The following is a 16396-nucleotide window of genomic DNA, read 5'->3' on the forward strand; positions in this document are numbered from 1 at the left end:
TTTGTATTAGGAACACTTGTTCTGTATATAATACTACTATAAGAGTATACATTCAAGAATATTTTGGTAGGATGATCAACACCTATCAGGAGAGGAGGTCGAATTTTTGAAGGAACGCAGAAATAGAACCATATTCTTATCGGACTGCCAAAGTTTTTATACCAGCATCGAAAAAGCAGATGATCCCAAATACCAACATAAGCCACTCGTTGTGGCCGGTGACCCTGCACTTCGTTCAGGCATTATTTTAGCTGCATGTCCGCTGGCCAAAAAATACGGTATATCTACAGCAGAACGTCTGGGAGAAGCGGTGAAAAAATGTCCTGACCTTATCATTGTACGCCCGCGTATGCAGCATTATATCGATGTCTCATTAAAAATAACAGAAATCTATAATGAATATACGGATTTGGTTGAAGTTTTCAGCATTGATGAACAGTTTCTGGATATGAGCGGAAGTCTCTCTCTGTTCGGAGATCCGGTGAGTATTGCAAGTGAAATTCAGCAAAAGGTACTGGCACAAACAGGAGTATGGATTCGAATTGGCATCAGCTCCAACAAAATGCTGGCTAAAACCGCGACAGATATATGGGCTAAAAAAAATGACAGTGGCATTTTCTTGTTGCCTACATCCGATATTGCAGCGTTGCTGTGGCCTCAGCCAGTACGTCTTATGTTCGGCATTGGTTCGCGTATGGAACGGCATTTGGAGAAGCTTGGACTACACACCATTGGAGATATCGCACGTACCCCCTTACCCCGGCTACAGGACAGATTCCGGTCTCATTTCGGCAAGCAGTCCGATATTCAGGCAGAGGTGATATGGCGGACTGCTAACGGGATCGATCACAGCCCGGTCAAGCCGGAAACATTTAATACACCTCCCAAATCCATCGGTCATATGATGACTCTTCCCCGCGACTATCTCCAGCCTGCGGAAGTGGAAACCATCCTGCTTGAACTAACAGAAGAGGTGTGTCGGGACGCCCGCCGCAAAGGATATATGGGCTCAGTTGTGACTGTTCATTGTATATGCAGTCCCTACGAGGCACCAACTGGGTTCTCCCGACAAATGAAGATACCCGATCCTACAAACCATACCCAAAAAGTATATGAAACCGTTAAAAAAATCTTTTATACTTTTTGGAATCATATGCCCGTGAAGCGCGCAGGGGTTACTTTAAGCGGATTGGTGGATGATCAACTATATCAGTTGGATTTATTTGAGGATCAGGAGCGATCCCGTGCTTTGGAAAAGGTGACGGACACTTTAAAGGATCGGTATGGTCAGTCCATCATCATGCGAGCATCATCGTTAACAGATGCCGGGCAGGCCATGGAACGCTCTATCAAAATTGGCGGTCATTACAAATAAAAAGTCTCATGATAAGTACACACTAGCTATTGCCCGGGGAATGAACTAAAACAAACCAAAAAGGATCGCCTGATATCAGGCAATCCTTTTTTTATCTGTGCTTCACAAAAAAACATGGAGAACGCTTTGAAGCACCTCTTCAAATAGCAATCAACGGAACATTCCCCACAGCTTGATTAGATGAAATGTATTGGACGGATCAATTTTTTGTGCCAATACGAAGGCGGTCAATTGCTCCTCCTGCGCAGCCGTCAAACGCTCGTTTAAAATAGCAGAAGTGGACTTCACAAGATGACGCACCTTAGCTTTATTTTGCAGGTCCGCTTTAGTCACACCTTCAATCTGCTGCTTAACCCGCTCCTTGAGCGCACGATTCTTCATTTTCAACTTAATCCGCTCCACCAGTTGCGGACTGATTCCATATTGCTGATAGCTCAATGTTGCCACACCTCCCATATCATTCGGTCATTCCCAAATATATGACGGCCAGCCTGTCCATTGTGCCTATCTGTTTAAAACGTTTAAAACAATCTCATAATTCATGGTGGATTAGTCGATGAGATCCCCCTGAAAAATCTGCTCTTTTTGCAAATAACCGCGCAATGCTTCATACTGCGGAGATGTCCAAAAGGACGCATCCTTGATTAGATCAGTTGCATCCTCACGCGCCTTTTCCAGCACCTCAAAATCCGCTACCATATCTGCTAAACGAAACTCGGGTAGCCCACTCTGCTTGGTACCAAAAAAGTCACCCGGCCCCCTCAAATCCAGATCGCGTCTAGCCACCTCAAAACCATCGTCCGTATCGGTCATAACCTTCATCCGCTCCTGACCAACCTCCGACTTAGGGTCAGCGATCAATACGCAATACGAGGCATGTGCACCCCGTCCGACTCGTCCACGTAATTGATGTAACTGGGATAGTCCAAAACGATCCGCATCCATAATGATCATTAGTGTCGCATTGGGAACGTCTACCCCTACCTCCACAACCGTCGTTGAAACGAGCAACTGAATTTCATTCGCATAGAAAGAACGCATAACTTCTTCCTTTTCTGCGGGAGTCATTCGTCCATGTAATAGCCCAACGCGGTAATGTGGAAAAGCCTGCTGCATTTGAATATGCAAATCGATGGCATTCTGTACGTCTAGCTTCTCCGACTCTTCAATCAACGGACAAATCAGATAAGCCTGCCGTCCCTGGTCTACCTCGCGGGAAATAAAACCAAGTACCCGATCCATCAGTTCGTGCTTCACCCAATAGGTGGAAATTGGAATACGCCCCTTCGGCCGCTCTGACAACGTAGAAACATCCATATCGCCAAACGCAGTGATGGCCAGCGTACGAGGGATCGGTGTGGCCGTCATCGTCAGCACATCGGGATTATAGCCTTTGCGACGCAGTACACTTCGCTGGTTCACTCCGAATCTATGCTGCTCATCCGTTACAACAAGCCCAAGCTGACGAAAATATACATCCTCCTGAATGAGAGCATGGGTGCCTACTACAATGTCCAGCAGACCCATTTGGAGAGCAGCTAGCAGTTCCTTACGCTTCTTCCCGGTTGTACTCCCAGTCAGTAGACCAACGCTGATTCCAAAGGGTTCAAACAGCTTGTGAAGCGATCGCATGTGCTGCTCGGCCAATATTTCGGTTGGCACCATCAGCGCTCCCTGAAAACCGGAACGTACTGTGGCAAATAAACCGATGGCAGCAACAACTGTTTTACCTGACCCAACATCCCCCTGAAGCAGACGGTTCATACAATAAGGTGAGCGTAGATCGTGCAGTATTTCAAGCTCTACCTTCTTCTGTGCATCCGTTAATTCAAAAGGCAAAGCCCTTACAAATTCACGAATCGTGGCGTTATCCACCGTATGTACCACCCCGTCCGCACGACCGCGATTTAACGCCCGGAATGCCAGCATTTTCAGCTGAAATAAAAACAGTTCCTCATACACCATCCGCCGACGAGCCTCTTGCCCCTCGCGGTTGTCCTGAGGCTGGTGTATACCCGCAATAGCCTGCTTGCGCGGCATCATACTATATTTGCGTACAAGCAACTCAGGCAATATTTCGGGGATCATTTCACCAAACTGCTGGAGCGTCTGGTTCATTATTTTTCGCATCCAGCTTTGGGTGATCTTGCCGCCTATAGAGTACACCGGTTGAAGTGTCCCCGAGCGGGCTACCCCTTTATCAGGAAACTCAGAATCTGCAACAGTCATCTGCATACGTTTGAGGTCCCATTTACCAGTCACCACAATTTCACGACCTGAGGTTAGCTGCTCCTTCATGAAATGCCGATTAAACCACGTTGCGGTAAACATCCAATCCTCGGCCATCAATTTACAAGTCAACCTTGATTTGCGCCCGTAACGCTGAAGCACTGGAATGCCCATAATTTTGGCTTGTACCGTAATCTTATCTCCGTCCTTCACTTCGCTTAGCGAGCGCAGTCGGTAATCTTCATACCGAAACGGATAATATTCCAGCATATCCTGTATGTTAAAAATGCCAAAAGCGTGAAGCTCTCCCTCTTTGAGAGCACTCACGCCATGTATTTGTTTTAAAGGTATTTGATCCAATTGCAGCATATTACCTCTCATCTCCGGCCGGCCACACAAAAATGCCAATCGTTCCTGGCCCTACATGGGTCCCAATCACAGCGCCAAGTTCAGTATATATTCGATCTCCTAGCTCAAAATGCTCTGCCAGCTGAGCCACGAACGCTTCTGCCGCTGAGCGATCTGCCGTATGACCCACAGCAATATTAATTTTTTGGCCTTTTAAGTCCCGCTCCAGTAGTTCAATAATTCTCGCTGTCGCTTTTTTATGCCCTCTCGCCTTATCAACCGAATAAATAATGCCTTCTTTGTCAATCGAAAGTATCGGCTTAATGTTAAGCAACGTGCCCACCATTGCCGCTGCCTTACCAATACGTCCGCCTTTTTGTAAGTATTGCAGGGTATCCACCAAGAAATACAAACAACGGCGCTCTCCACGACGTTCCACAGCCCGAACAATATCAGCCGGGGAGTGCCCAGCTGCCGCCAGCTCTGCCGCATAAACCACTAGCATACCGTATCCGTATGAAGCTGATTTGGAATCCACCACAGTCACTCTATGTTCATGCTTCTCCAGCATGGATTTGCCCAGCAGAGCAGACTGATACGTTCCGCTCACACCCGAGGATAAATGGATAGAGATAACCTGGCTCTCAGGGTATTGCTCCAACAGTGTCGTGTACGTCTCCAAAAAACGGGCTGGTGAAGGCTGTGAAGTCGTAGGCAGCTCATCAGCCCGTACCAGTTCGCTGTAAAACTGCGCCGCTGACATCTCAATGCCGTCCAGGTAAGCTGCGCTGCCGAACATCACTGTCAGTGGTACAACGACTATACCGAGACGGTCTGCTAATTCCGGTGGAATATCAGCCGTGCTATCCGTCAAAATGATGGTACTACTCATCAGTCAGACCTCCTTTTGTAGTGGACTTCCATGGACGCGCAAAAGCACATCAGGTTTCCACTGAGAACAAATAAGGATAAATCGGCTGACCACCTTCATGAACTTCCACTTCAGCATCCGCATAATTTTCTTCAATCCATGCAACAAGCTGATCTGTGTCTTGTTGATTCGCGTCCGAACCTGTAAGAATCGTAACAATTTCATCGCCATTCACCAGCATTTTCGCTAGCAAAAGACGGGACGTTGCCATTAAGTGTTCCTCGGTCGCAACAATCTTGGAATCCTGAATACCGATGTAGTGCCCTGCTGTAATATGCAGATCATCAAGCGTCGTATCCCGTACCGCGTAGGTCACTTGCCCAGACTTCACCCGGGTGACTGCGTCACGCATATTGTCCTGATTCACCTCAAAAGCCTCTTCCTCCTGGAAGGCAAATGCTGCCGCAATGCCCTGAGGAATTGTTTTGCTCGGAATAACCGACACCAAACGTTCCATCTCTAGCAGTTCACGTGCTTGTTCTGCCGCCAAAATAATATTGGAATTATTCGGAAGAATAAAAATATGTTGAGCCGCAATCGAGCGGGCCGCATTAACGAAGTCCTCTGTGCTCGGATTCATTGTTTGGCCGCCAGCAAGGACAACATCGACGCCTAAACTTCTGAAAATATCAGCAATTCCTTCACCGGAAGCCACAGCTATAAAACCAAAGGATGCCAGTTCATGAGCGGGAGGCTCAGACGGCTCTTCCTCACGTACAGGCTCTGTTGGTATTTCAGCAAACCACTCAGGCTCAGGAGCAACATCCATACCCGCAGACAACAAATCACGATGCTGCTCGCGCATATTTAAAATACGAATCTGTGTAATTTCTCCGTAACGCAGTGCCAAATTCAGTACTTCACCAGGAGCCTTAGAATGCACGTGAACCTTGATGACGTCATCGTCTGAAATCACGATAATAGAATCACCATCTACAGATAACGCTTTCCGGAAGGCTTCCTCATCAAAATAGGTACCTTGCGCATCGCCCAGTTGTCGATTAATAAAAAACTCCATATCATACAAAAATTCAATATTATCCGTTTCGAGCTTCGCTTGCGCAGAAATCGGCGCATCTGGGGAAGGAACAACTGCAGGAGCAGTAGGTCTCTCCGATACGTGAGGAGCAAAAACCTGGCGTGCATTATCACTTTTTGCAATTGGAGACGTCACCAAGCCGCTTCCAAGATGCTGCATAAAGCCTTCATAAATATACACAAGACCTTGCCCACCCGAATCTACAACTCCTACTTGCTTCAGTACAGGGAGCATGTCCTGCGTCATGGCAAGCGTTTCCTTCGCTTTGGCAAGCACTTCTTCCATCAGTTCCGTGATATCGTTCGTCCGGCGCGAGAAAAACACAGCATGCCTGGCCGCTTCCTTCGCCACGGTAAGAATTGTACCCTCCACCGGCTTAACCACCGCCTTGTAGGCCGCATCCACCCCGCTCTGCAATGCCGATGCGAACTGAAGGGTATTCAATTCCTCGTATGGGGCAGCGTAACGGCTGAAGCCACGAAACAACTGAGACAGGATAACCCCTGAATTGCCGCGGGCTCCCATCAGCAAACCTTTGGATAATATGCCGGACATGACACCGATGGAGGAAGAATCCCCCCTCTTTAATTCCGTTACGCCCGCGCTCATCGTCAAATTCATGTTGGTCCCCGTATCACCGTCTGGCACCGGGAATACATTTAGTGAATTGACATGTTCCGCATGCTGCTGTAATTGTTCCGCCCCGGCTAAAACCATTGCGGTAAAATCTGTTCCATTCAAAGAACGATTACTCAAGAGAATTCCCCTTCCTAGCTTAATACACTTGTTTTACTATCAACCTTCACCACACCTTATTCAACTGTGCCTACAGGTTCAATTAAATTATACTAAAGCCAGACGACGAATACGAATGTCACACTTTCATAAGCTCTTGTACTCACGTCTGGTTGTTCTTCTACAGGTCATATACAATGAAAAACCAGTCAACTGCCCCACAATAAATCATCGGCTGGAATGATAACTATAGTCCCGCCTCTGAACCGCCGGCATGACTGGAATAAGAATTCACATTCCATTTAAATACAAAATAATCGCAACAATAACTATCCCATATTGTACTATAATGCGAAAGAGAAATAAATAAAGTTTTTGAATCAGTTGACGGAGCTTTTTTGACTATGATATTATATTTAAGTATTGTTTTGTTCAGGTTAGTGACTTACAAAGTCCGGCTGACCCAGTCGGCCTGAAGAGAGACCCGTTCCATATGGAATTTGGTTATTTTCAGAATAGGAGGTGGAATCATGTCTCGTAAATGTTCTGTAACAGGCAAAAAGCCTGGCAGCGGTAACCACGTATCTCACGCTAACAACCGTAATCGCCGTACTTGGGGCGTCAACGTACAAAAAGTTCGCATTCTCGTTAACGGTAAACCGAAACGCGTTTATGTCAGCACTCGTGCATTGAAAGCCGGTAAAGTGACTCGCGTGTAGTCGTAAAAAAATATCGTTATAAACAAAAGGCACCTCGTTTTAAACGGGTGCTTTTTTGGTTATTCGAAAAGTAATATCCGCCTAGTTCAGGAGAACAAAATGTCAGGCACCTTCCCGTGCGTTCTTATCTTTTACTACCGAGCTACCTATCTGTTATGCCCGGGAAGCGTGCCCTGTGTACCTCTAGCTTTCATCCTACATCCTGTGTTTACATTACGTTGAATTCAGTTTTTCTGGAATGTATTCAAAATGGCTTTAACGAATCCACCCAGAAATTTTGGCAGCTTGATTGTGTAAAACTTCATGCCTCACCCTCCCCATCATCCTCCTGCATCCGTTCTCTGTAGTTTATGCAACCTGTCAAGGGTTGTTACCCCACAAAAAAAGGCTACATGAGAATCCCGCTCATGTAACCATATTTATGCACAACCATCCCAGGCTATACCATCAGACAAGTCCGCGAACATAGAGATATGCTGAGAGTATGAAAATAAACAGGATATAATAAAGTACGCTGCACACCACAAAACCTATTCGTAAACCACGCCGTTCATTTTTACGAAAATAAAACAGCACAACTAGAACAGCCAAAAGTGAAAGAACGGCATTCCAAGGAGCCTTCACAAGCGAGAAACAGCTAAGGGTCAACCCCGTCGCCATGCTCGCGGCAGTCATCCACAATGCTTCGGTCAGCTTCACTTGGACAAACGAGCTGCACTGTCCCGAATCGTAGCAATAGCCGCTGCGCGGTCTGCTCTGCCGAATACCGCACTACCAGCCACCAGCACGTTAGCCCCCGCTTCAAATACGGCTGGTGCCGTCTCCTCCGCAATACCTCCGTCAACCTCGATATGTACGTCTGGACGACCCAATTCGTTCAACCAAGCACGGATTTGTCTGATTTTATTCAACGTCTCTGGAATGAAGGACTGTCCTCCAAAGCCAGGATTGACCGTCATCACTAGAATCATATCTACATTTGGCAGCACTTCCTTGATCGCGTATGGTGAAGTACCCGGATTGAGAGCCACTCCAGCCAGAGCGCCTTGCTGCTTGATCAAGTGAAGGACACCATGCAAATGAACACACGCCTCAGCATGAACAGTGATGATATCGGCTCCTGCTTTTACGAAATCGCCAATATAACGTTCAGGATGCTCAATCATCAGATGAACATCCAAGGGAAGAGTCGTATGCGGACGAATAGCCTGAACGATAGGTGGACCCAATGTAATATTGGATACAAAATGTCCATCCATTACATCCACATGAATCCAGTCTGCCCCTCCTGCCGCAGCTTCCGCAACTTCACTGCCCAAGCGAGCAAAATCAGCGGATAAAATCGACGGTGCTATTTTTAACATAAACTTAGTACCTCCGTTTTTTTTCTTTTAATTCCTGATAGAACTGCAAATAGCTATCATACCGTCCCTGTGAAATATGTCCTTCTTCCAGGGCCTCTCTTACTTTACAGCCAGGCTCGTGAATATGGGTACACCCCCGAAATTTACATCCTTCCGCATACTGCTGGAATTCACGAAAACAGGGAGATAGTTCATCCACACCCAGCTCCAGAAAATCCAACTGGCTAAACCCCGGCGTATCTGCTACAAACCCTCCGTTGTCTAAAGGAATAAGCTCTACATGACGAGTCGTATGTCTTCCTCGGCCCAGCTTATTGCTTATGGCGCTCGTCTCGAGCGTTAACCCAGGCTCCAAAGCATTAAGCATGGAAGACTTCCCTACACCTGACTGCCCGGAAAACACGCTGATTTGACCAGCCAACAGCTTCTTAAGCTCAACCGTTCCTTCTCCGGTACGGGCACTGGTTACCAGCACTTCATAACCGATCTTCCGGTACATTTCCTGAACGGTCAGCACGGTGTCATCCTCTGAAGGGCTGCCTTCATACAAATCGCGCTTAGTCAGACAGATAATCGTATCCAGCCCGGCGTGCTCAATATGGACTAAAAATTTATCCAGTAAAGGCAGGTTTAAATCCGGCTCACGCAAGGAAAACAGCAGCACAGCAAGCGTGGTATTAGCTACCGGAGGACGAATCAGCTCCGTTGTACGCTTTCTAATCTCCTTGACCATACCTTCCCCGTTCTCAGTCAGTTCGTAAACGACCCGATCACCGACAAGAGGCGTGATCTCTTTTTTCTTAAAAATGCCGCGTGCTCTGCATTGTACCGTAGCTTCGCCAGATACCGGACGCCCATCCTGATCCAGGCTGGAGACATAATAATATCCGCTAAGCGCCTTGACGATCAGACCTTCAGGCATGTGTAAGATGTCCTCCTTCATAATGTTTAAGTTTTATTGCGTATAGCAGGTTGAACATCTCCTATTGCACGTTTACTGATGCTGAACAGCCTCAATCACTTTTTCCTTCTTTTTGTGGGAAGCGTGACCTGGGTTGTTTTTATGGCTAACTGCCAACTCACTGCGCGTAGCCCCCGTGGAATTCGTTCCAGGAACAAAGGCGGAAGGGTCACCATTACCTCCTGTGCCCTCCTGATTGTTCGAGTCGCCTCCACCGTCACCACTATCATTAGAAGATCCCCCGTTATCACCTTCCTCGCCGTTTCCACTTCCATTTTGCGAGGAATTACCATCAGGTGTATCCGTTGGTGAAGTTCCAGCAGGTGGGGCAATTTGAGGCATCGTCACTGTTCCATTTTTCGCATCAATATAAGAAACCGGATACGTATCAATAAAGTCACCATCTCTAAATACTGAGACAACACTGTCTTTGTTCGGAGCCATTAGCAGGTTGATAGTGAACACCTGTGTCGTATTAATTGTACGGCTTCCCCATTCCTGATTTTCTCCACGTGCATCCGTATAAGTAATACGAATTTTGCTGTTTTTACCCTCTTCCTTCGGTGCAACAGGCACATTAAATGGCAGCGTAATCGCTTCTGGCGGGTAACCAGTGCTTACATAAAACGTAATTTCCGTATTTGGTGGCAACTCACTGCCTGCCTCGGACGGCCATTGTTTGGTTACTCTTCCTTTTTCCTGCTCATAGCTAAATTCTTCTTTAATCGAGCCAACCTTCAGCCCTGCCTTTTTGACCTCATTTTCCGCTTGGTTCTGCGTTTTCCCTACGAGACTTGGCATTTTTACAGTGTCAGCGCCCTTGCTGACTGTGAGCACAACTTGGACTGAATCCTTATCAAATGGCTCATTTGCAGCTGGAGTCTGACTAAGGACGGTCCCAACGGCCTGATCACTGAACTGCTCATTTTGCTGAATCTGCGTCTCCTTAATTTGCTGGGCGGTCAGCAGCTTAACAGCATTCTCGTAGCTTTGGCCTTTTACATCCGGCATTGGGGTGAGCGGCTTGGCAATCCCGACTTTCAGACTAATCTTGGTTCCTTCCTTGACTAAAGAATCTGCAGGATAGCTTTGATAAAATACAATTCCAGGCGCGATCCCCTCTTTGTATTCATGCTGGATTGGCTCCTCAATGAGTAAACCCGCTTTACTGAGATTAACCTTCGCTTGGTCTTCTGTTTGTGTCAATACACCTGGTACTTTTACCTCAGGCACGACAAGTACACTTTGCACATAGTACACCACTCCGCCCATGCACAGAAGTAACACCAACACTAGTGTTACCCACAAGATCGCTTTTTTTCTATTTTTCTTGGACGATTGCTTGCTCGGAAGCTGTTCAGACTCACGCGGTTGGGCAGGTACATCTTCCCCGCTAGAAGACATCCCTAATTGTTGAGGCTTAATAGCCGGAATAACCCGTGTTTGATCCTCATCATCCAAATGTGTAAACTCCAGCTTGGATTCATTACGCCGTCCCGGCAGCAAACAGGTTTCCAAATCTTTTAGCATTTCATCTGCCGATTGATAACGCTCTTCTGGATTTTTGCGCATGGATTTTAGAATGACATTTTCCACACTTTGCGGAATCAACGGATTAATTTTACGCGGTTCCTCAAACTCCTCTTGCAAATGCTTGAGCGCTACACTAATTGGACTTTCTCCGAGGAAAGGGAGCTGCGCCGTCAGCATTTGATATAAGACAATACCTAAAGAATATAAGTCCGATTTTTCGCCGGTGACGACACCCTTTGCATGCTCAGGTGAAAAATAATGAACAGAACCTACAACAGAACCCGTCTGGGTAATGGTCGTTGACGTAACAGCTCTAGCAATCCCAAAATCGGTTACCTTAACCCGTCCATTACGTCCAATTAATATATTATGAGGCTTGATGTCTCGGTGAATGATCTGATTTTGGTGAGCATGCTCCAGCGCATCACAAATCTGGGAAGCAATCCGTACTGCTTCATCCACTTGCAATGGCGCACGTTCTTTAATAATCTCATTCAAATTTTTACCTTCGATGCACTCCATTACAATATAATGGATTTCATCCTCTTGGCCGACATCATAAATACTGACCACATTCGAATGCGAAAGCGAAGCCGCAGACTGCGCCTCACGCCGAAACCGGCGAATAAATTCCTCGTCATGAACAAATTGCTGGCGCAACACTTTAACTGCGACATTGCGATTCAGCAAAATGTCTTGAGCCTTGTACACCAGAGCCATACCGCCGCCACCGATACGCTCAATAATTTCGTATCTTCCCCCTAGCAGGTGCCCGATCATGCGTCACACCCCTTTTCATTCAATGAAACCGTGTCATCGGGCAATTCAAACAAAGCTACAGTAATGTTATCGTCTCCTCCGGCAAGCAACGCCAGATGTAGCAGACGATCCGCACGCTCCTCCAAAGGATTCTCTGCGGCACCTACTACTTTACTGATTTGTTCTTCCGTTACCAGATTGCTTAATCCGTCGCTACACAGTAACAGTACATCGCCTTTATCCAGCGTAATGGAGTCAATATCCACTTTCACCTCGGAATCAGTGCCCAGCGCCCGTGTCAGTACATTGCGACGAGGATGGTTCTCCCGTTCTTCCTTACTGATCTGACCGTTTTTGAACAGCTCGTTAACCAAAGTATGGTCTTCTGTAAGCTGACGTACCGCTCCTTTGGATATGACATAGGCGCGACTGTCACCGATATGTCCGATAATTCCGGATGCGTCGTATAGTAAAACCGCAACAACTGTCGTTCCCATATTATGATACTTCTCATCGCGTGCAGCCGTCTGGAAGATGACTTCATTGGCATGCAAAATAGCGTCGCTGAGCGCCGCCGTCAAAGAATGTGCGGATAATCCGCTCTCCAGCGTCGCCAAATCAGCGGCAAGTGTCTCTACCGCAAGGCGGCTGGCCGTATCACCGGCCAAATGCCCCCCCATACCATCGGCAACAATCCCAAGAATATAGCCTTGCTCTAAGTGCCTGATCCAGGCAGAATCCTCATTCACCGAACGTACACGTCCGACATGGCTGACATGAACTGTTTTGATCAAATGGTTTCACCCCAACTCCATATGCTTTGCACGCAACTGACCGCAGGCAGCGGCAATATCGTGACCCTGTTCACGCCGGATCGTCACATTGACGCCTTTTTCGGCAAGAATACGTTGAAAATTAAAAATATCGCTACGCGATGTGCGCACATACTTGCGCTCAGGCACATGGTTGACTGGAATCAAATTAACGTGACACAGCATGTCCTTTAACACATCCGCTAGCTCTTCAGCATGTTCTGCCTGATCGTTTACCCCACCAATCAGGGCATATTCAAACGAAATTCTCCGCCCCGTCTTAGCAAGATAGTAACGTAGAGAATCCATAACATCCTTAAAGGGATAACGCCGATTTACAGGCATTAGCTTCGACCGAAGTGCATCATTAGGCGCATGAATGGATATTGCCAGATTAATCTGGGTATCCTCGTCGGCAAATTTATAAATATTCGGTACAATACCGCTGGTCGACACTGTGATATGACGTTGACCAATGTTCAGACCTTTTTCATGAACCATTGTACGCAAAAACGTCATGGTCGCTTCATAGTTTTCGAAAGGCTCGCCCGAGCCCATAATCACGATGCTGCTCACTCGTTCATTCGTTTTATCCAAAATTTTCTGAGCCTGTACTACCTGTGCAGTAATTTCACCAGCTGTCAGGTTTCGTTTGAGGCCTCCAAGCGTCGAAGCACAGAAAGTACAACCAATTCGGCAACCCACTTGTGTCGTTACACAAATACTGTTTCCGTAATTGTGTCTCATAATGACCGTTTCAATGGCATGATCATCATGCAAACCGAACAGGAATTTTACTGTACCGTCCTTTGATTCCAACTTTGTAATTTCACTAAGCGTCACAAAACTAAATTGCTCCTCAAGCTTCTCTCTCAGCGCCTTGGGCAAATTCGTCATCTCGCTGAAATCATTGACCCGCTTCACATACAGCCAGTCAAAAATTTGTCCTCCACGAAAAGCAGGCTCGCCATTGTTCTTGGCCCAGTCCTGAAGCTCCTCCAAAGTTAAATCATATATAAAAGGTTTCATCAATGTTTGCACCCGTTCCTTCTTCATTAAGTTCTGTTTGATCGCAGATCGTATTTTTCATTCTTCCTATTTTAGCACAAATCCCTGAGGGGGTAAAAATTTTTCGTTTTCATGCAAAAAACCGCCGGAAATGTTCCGGCGGAATGTGGAAATGCTGGTGGGCAGCTGCATGGAATTCTCTTCCGCGCTATTTCACCCGACGCAGGCGCGCGATATAAAATCCGTCGCTGTGGAAATGCTGCGGTAACAGCTGTACCGAGCCTCCCTGTATACTATCCTTTTCGCGGCTCACGTCCGGGAAGGAATGACCCTCTGCCAATTCATACTCTGGATGTTCGCTTAAAAACCGAGTCAATTGTCCTTCATTTTCGTCCGGCTCAATCGTGCATGTGCTGTAGACCAGAATACCACCTGGCTTCAACAGTCCCGCTACACTATCCAGCAGCTCATGCTGAAGCTGTGTAATGTCGCGAACATCCTGCGCAGTTTTACTCCAACGCAGGTCCGGTTTACGACGAATTACTCCAAAGCCAGAGCATGGCGCATCCAGCAAAATACGGTCAAAAGAAGCTGGGGCATATCGTTCCTTCAGTTCTAGCGCATCACCAGTGACTGTTTCCACGGCATCCAGGCCAAGTCGTTTAGCCTGTTCACGGATTAATTGATGTTTATGGGCATGCAGATCATTTGCAATGATCTGGCCGCGATCCTTCATCAGCTCAGCCATATGAGCTGTTTTGCCGCCTGGAGCGGCACAGCAATCCAGTACCAGCATACCGGGCTCAGGAGCAACTGCTTCGGCAACGAGCATAGAGCTTTCATCCTGTACGGACAGCAAGCCGTCCGTATACCACGAGGTAAGCGCCATATTGCCACCGCTACGAACAACAATGCCATAGGGACTAACTGCCGAAGGAACGGCATCAAGTCCTTTTGAGCGCATCTCGTCCAGCAGCTGATCACGGCTGGTCATTGTCGTATTCACCCGTACGCTGACCGCAGGGGGCATATTATTAGCCTGACAAATAGCCTCAGCAGTATCTGCACCGTATTGCTTAATCCAACGCTTAACCAGCCACTGTGGATGAGAATGTTCTAATGAAATCCGTTCCTCTGGTGACAAATCGTCAGGAATACGCAGCTTGTCCGGCTCACGCAGCATGCTGCGGAGCACGCCGTTGACCATACCGGAAATCCCCTGATGTCCACGACGCTTGGCAATGGTCACCGCTTCACTAACGACTGCATGATCTGGAACTCGATCCAGATACACCACCTGATACACACTCATCCGCAGCAACGAACGTACCCAAGCCTGAAGCTTGGCCGTTCCTTTTTGAACAAATTTATTCAAAAAATAATCTAGTGTATTTCGGCGTGCGACTGTACCGTATACAAGTTCAGTCGCCAAACCAGCGTCACTTGCAGATAAACCTGCCTGCTGAAGTCGACGATTCAATTCAAGATTGCTATACGCACCCTCTTGCTCCACACCGGTCAACACATCAAGTGCAACTTCCCGCGCCGTCTGTTTGCGAGTATTGCCGGATCTGGCACCCACTCCCTTGCCTTGGCCTCCCCGACGGGAGTGACTCCCGCTCATCCGAGCACCGTGCCTGGCTTCATCTGTCCGCCGCGCGCAAAGGTTCCGGCATCCATAACCTTTTTGCCAGCCGGTTGAACCTGAGTCAGCCAAAGAGTTCCTTCGCCTGTCTGCACCTCAATGCCACGAGCGGTCAATTGAAGAACCGTTCCGGGTGCTGGAGCATTTGAGCCACTCACTTCATTATTTATGAAAGGCTGCTCAGCAGCCCATATTTTAAAAACATTTTCCTCCCAAAGCGTAAACGCGCCCGAAAAAGGAACAAGGCCGCGGATCCGGTTGTATATCTGCTGTGCATTGTCACTCCACGAAATACGCTCATCGTCGCGGTTCAGATTCGGAGCATAGGTCGCCTCGTCCTCGTTTTGCGGCGTACGGTCTGATTGCCCAGCCAGCAATTTAGGCAGCTCGCCCTGCAAAAGCTTTGCTCCAGCTACGCTTAGCTTCTCAAAAATCGTACCGGAGGTATCCTCCGGTCCTATAGCAACCTCAACTCGCGATATCATATCGCCAGTATCCAGTCCTTCTGCCATATACATCAGCGTCACACCCGTCACGGTCTCACCGTTAATAATCGCACGCTGGATCGGTGCACCTCCCCGATAACGGGGAAGTAACGAACCATGCACATTCAGGCAGCCGAAACGAGGCAGGTCTAGTACGGATTTTGGCAAAATTTGCCCATAGGCTGCGGTTACGATCAGATCAGGACGCAGCTCCGCCACCTGAGCCACCGCTTCTGGCTGGCGCAGGCGGGTCGGTTGCAGTACAGGTAATCCGCGTTTTTCTGCCGCTTCCTTAACTGGTGTAGGCGTCAATATTTTTTTCCGTCCCTGTGGCTTATCGGGCTGTGTAATCACACCGACCACGTTATAACCATTATCCAATAACATGTTCAACGATGGCACTGCAAACTCAGGCGTACCCATAAAGATAATACGAATGTCTTGACTCATCGA

General features: G+C 47.6%; 14 protein-coding genes. 2 read left to right on the forward strand and 12 right to left on the reverse strand.

The window, feature by feature from the left end; all coding sequences use genetic code 11:
• Positions 1-106: 106 nt before the first annotated feature.
• Positions 107-1375 (forward strand): DNA polymerase IV, encoded by a 1269-nt coding sequence (locus NSQ57_RS15270; RefSeq protein WP_029517212.1) that lies wholly within the window; start codon positions 107-109, stop codon positions 1373-1375.
• 150 nt (positions 1376-1525) lie between these two features.
• On the opposite strand, the gene NSQ57_RS15275 is transcribed toward NSQ57_RS15270, so the two are convergent.
• The 4 genes from NSQ57_RS15275 to NSQ57_RS15290 all read right to left on the reverse strand — a co-directional run bounded on the left by NSQ57_RS15275 (position 1526) and on the right by NSQ57_RS15290 (position 6678).
• A complete protein-coding gene (locus tag NSQ57_RS15275; protein ID WP_013310877.1) occupies positions 1526-1813 on the reverse strand; it encodes a stage VI sporulation protein F in 288 nt (95 codons plus the stop codon).
• Between the two features lie 111 nt (positions 1814-1924).
• The gene (recG, locus tag NSQ57_RS15280) at positions 1925-3973 is read right to left on the reverse strand and encodes an ATP-dependent DNA helicase RecG (RefSeq protein ID WP_029517211.1); all 2049 of its coding nucleotides are present in this window, start codon (positions 3971-3973) and stop codon (positions 1925-1927) included.
• 1 nt (position 3974) lies between these two features.
• The gene (locus NSQ57_RS15285; RefSeq protein ID WP_029517210.1) at positions 3975-4844 is read right to left on the reverse strand and encodes a DegV family protein; all 870 of its coding nucleotides are present in this window, start codon (positions 4842-4844) and stop codon (positions 3975-3977) included.
• Between the two features lie 49 nt (positions 4845-4893).
• Positions 4894-6678 carry a DAK2 domain-containing protein gene (locus tag NSQ57_RS15290; protein ID WP_029517209.1) on the reverse strand — a complete coding sequence of 595 codons (1785 nt, stop codon included), beginning with the start codon at positions 6676-6678 and terminating at the stop codon, positions 4894-4896.
• Between the two features lie 509 nt (positions 6679-7187).
• Here NSQ57_RS15290 and rpmB point away from each other — a divergent pair.
• Positions 7188-7376 carry a 50S ribosomal protein L28 gene (rpmB, locus tag NSQ57_RS15295; RefSeq protein ID WP_013310881.1) on the forward strand — a complete coding sequence of 63 codons (189 nt, stop codon included), beginning with the start codon at positions 7188-7190 and terminating at the stop codon, positions 7374-7376.
• Positions 7377-7600: 224 nt separating this feature from the next.
• Here rpmB and spoVM read toward each other — a convergent pair whose 3' ends face one another.
• The 8 genes from spoVM to fmt form a co-directional block, all read right to left on the reverse strand.
• Positions 7601-7681, reverse strand: coding sequence for a stage V sporulation protein SpoVM (gene spoVM / locus NSQ57_RS15300; protein WP_010345573.1), 81 nt, complete (start codon positions 7679-7681; stop codon positions 7601-7603).
• Between the two features lie 390 nt (positions 7682-8071).
• Positions 8072-8740 (reverse strand): ribulose-phosphate 3-epimerase, encoded by a 669-nt coding sequence (gene rpe / locus NSQ57_RS15305; protein WP_029517208.1) that lies wholly within the window; start codon positions 8738-8740, stop codon positions 8072-8074.
• Between the two features lie 4 nt (positions 8741-8744).
• Positions 8745-9662 carry a ribosome small subunit-dependent GTPase A gene (gene rsgA, locus NSQ57_RS15310; RefSeq protein WP_029517207.1) on the reverse strand — a complete coding sequence of 306 codons (918 nt, stop codon included), beginning with the start codon at positions 9660-9662 and terminating at the stop codon, positions 8745-8747.
• A 72-nt stretch (positions 9663-9734) separates the two neighbouring features.
• Complete coding sequence (gene pknB / locus NSQ57_RS15315; RefSeq protein ID WP_029517206.1) at positions 9735-12014, reverse strand: Stk1 family PASTA domain-containing Ser/Thr kinase; 2280 nt, start codon at positions 12012-12014, stop codon at positions 9735-9737.
• A complete protein-coding gene (locus NSQ57_RS15320) occupies positions 12011-12787 on the reverse strand; it encodes a Stp1/IreP family PP2C-type Ser/Thr phosphatase (protein WP_029517205.1) in 777 nt (258 codons plus the stop codon). The genes pknB and NSQ57_RS15320 overlap by 4 nt, the downstream gene beginning before the upstream one ends.
• 6 nt (positions 12788-12793) lie before the next feature.
• The gene (gene rlmN, locus NSQ57_RS15325; RefSeq protein WP_029517204.1) at positions 12794-13834 is read right to left on the reverse strand and encodes a 23S rRNA (adenine(2503)-C(2))-methyltransferase RlmN; all 1041 of its coding nucleotides are present in this window, start codon (positions 13832-13834) and stop codon (positions 12794-12796) included.
• Positions 13835-14021: 187 nt separating this feature from the next.
• Positions 14022-15437: a 16S rRNA (cytosine(967)-C(5))-methyltransferase RsmB gene (gene rsmB / locus NSQ57_RS15330; RefSeq protein WP_165150240.1), complete on the reverse strand. Its 1416-nt coding sequence runs from the start codon at positions 15435-15437 to the stop codon at positions 14022-14024.
• Entirely contained in the window at positions 15434-16393 is a 960-nt protein-coding gene (gene fmt, locus NSQ57_RS15335) for a methionyl-tRNA formyltransferase (protein WP_069012749.1), read from the reverse strand. Before fmt ends, rsmB begins: the two co-directional genes overlap by 4 nt.
• Positions 16394-16396 lie beyond the last annotated feature (3 nt).

The organism is Paenibacillus sp. FSL L8-0502, from assembly GCF_038593055.1.
Classification (GTDB): domain Bacteria; phylum Bacillota; class Bacilli; order Paenibacillales; family Paenibacillaceae; genus Paenibacillus; species Paenibacillus polymyxa_D.

Excerpts from the sequence above, each read along its gene's own strand:
- rsgA (WP_029517207.1), bottom strand. The coding sequence starts at position 9,662 with ATGCCTGAAGGTCTGATCGTCAAGGCGCTTAGCGGATATTATTATGTC.
- pknB (WP_029517206.1), bottom strand. The coding sequence starts at position 12,014 with ATGATCGGGCACCTGCTAGGGGGAAGATACGAAATTATTGAGCGTATC.
- NSQ57_RS15285 (WP_029517210.1), bottom strand. The coding sequence starts at position 4,844 with ATGAGTAGTACCATCATTTTGACGGATAGCACGGCTGATATTCCACCG.
- spoVM (WP_010345573.1), bottom strand. The coding sequence starts at position 7,681 with ATGAAGTTTTACACAATCAAGCTGCCAAAATTTCTGGGTGGATTCGTT.
- rsmB (WP_165150240.1), bottom strand. The coding sequence starts at position 15,437 with ATGAGCGGGAGTCACTCCCGTCGGGGAGGCCAAGGCAAGGGAGTGGGT.
- rpe (WP_029517208.1), bottom strand. The coding sequence starts at position 8,740 with ATGTTAAAAATAGCACCGTCGATTTTATCCGCTGATTTTGCTCGCTTG.
- rpmB (WP_013310881.1), top strand. The coding sequence starts at position 7,188 with ATGTCTCGTAAATGTTCTGTAACAGGCAAAAAGCCTGGCAGCGGTAAC.
- recG (WP_029517211.1), bottom strand. The coding sequence starts at position 3,973 with ATGCTGCAATTGGATCAAATACCTTTAAAACAAATACATGGCGTGAGT.
- rlmN (WP_029517204.1), bottom strand. The coding sequence starts at position 13,834 with ATGAAACCTTTTATATATGATTTAACTTTGGAGGAGCTTCAGGACTGG.
- fmt (WP_069012749.1), bottom strand. The coding sequence starts at position 16,393 with ATGAGTCAAGACATTCGTATTATCTTTATGGGTACGCCTGAGTTTGCA.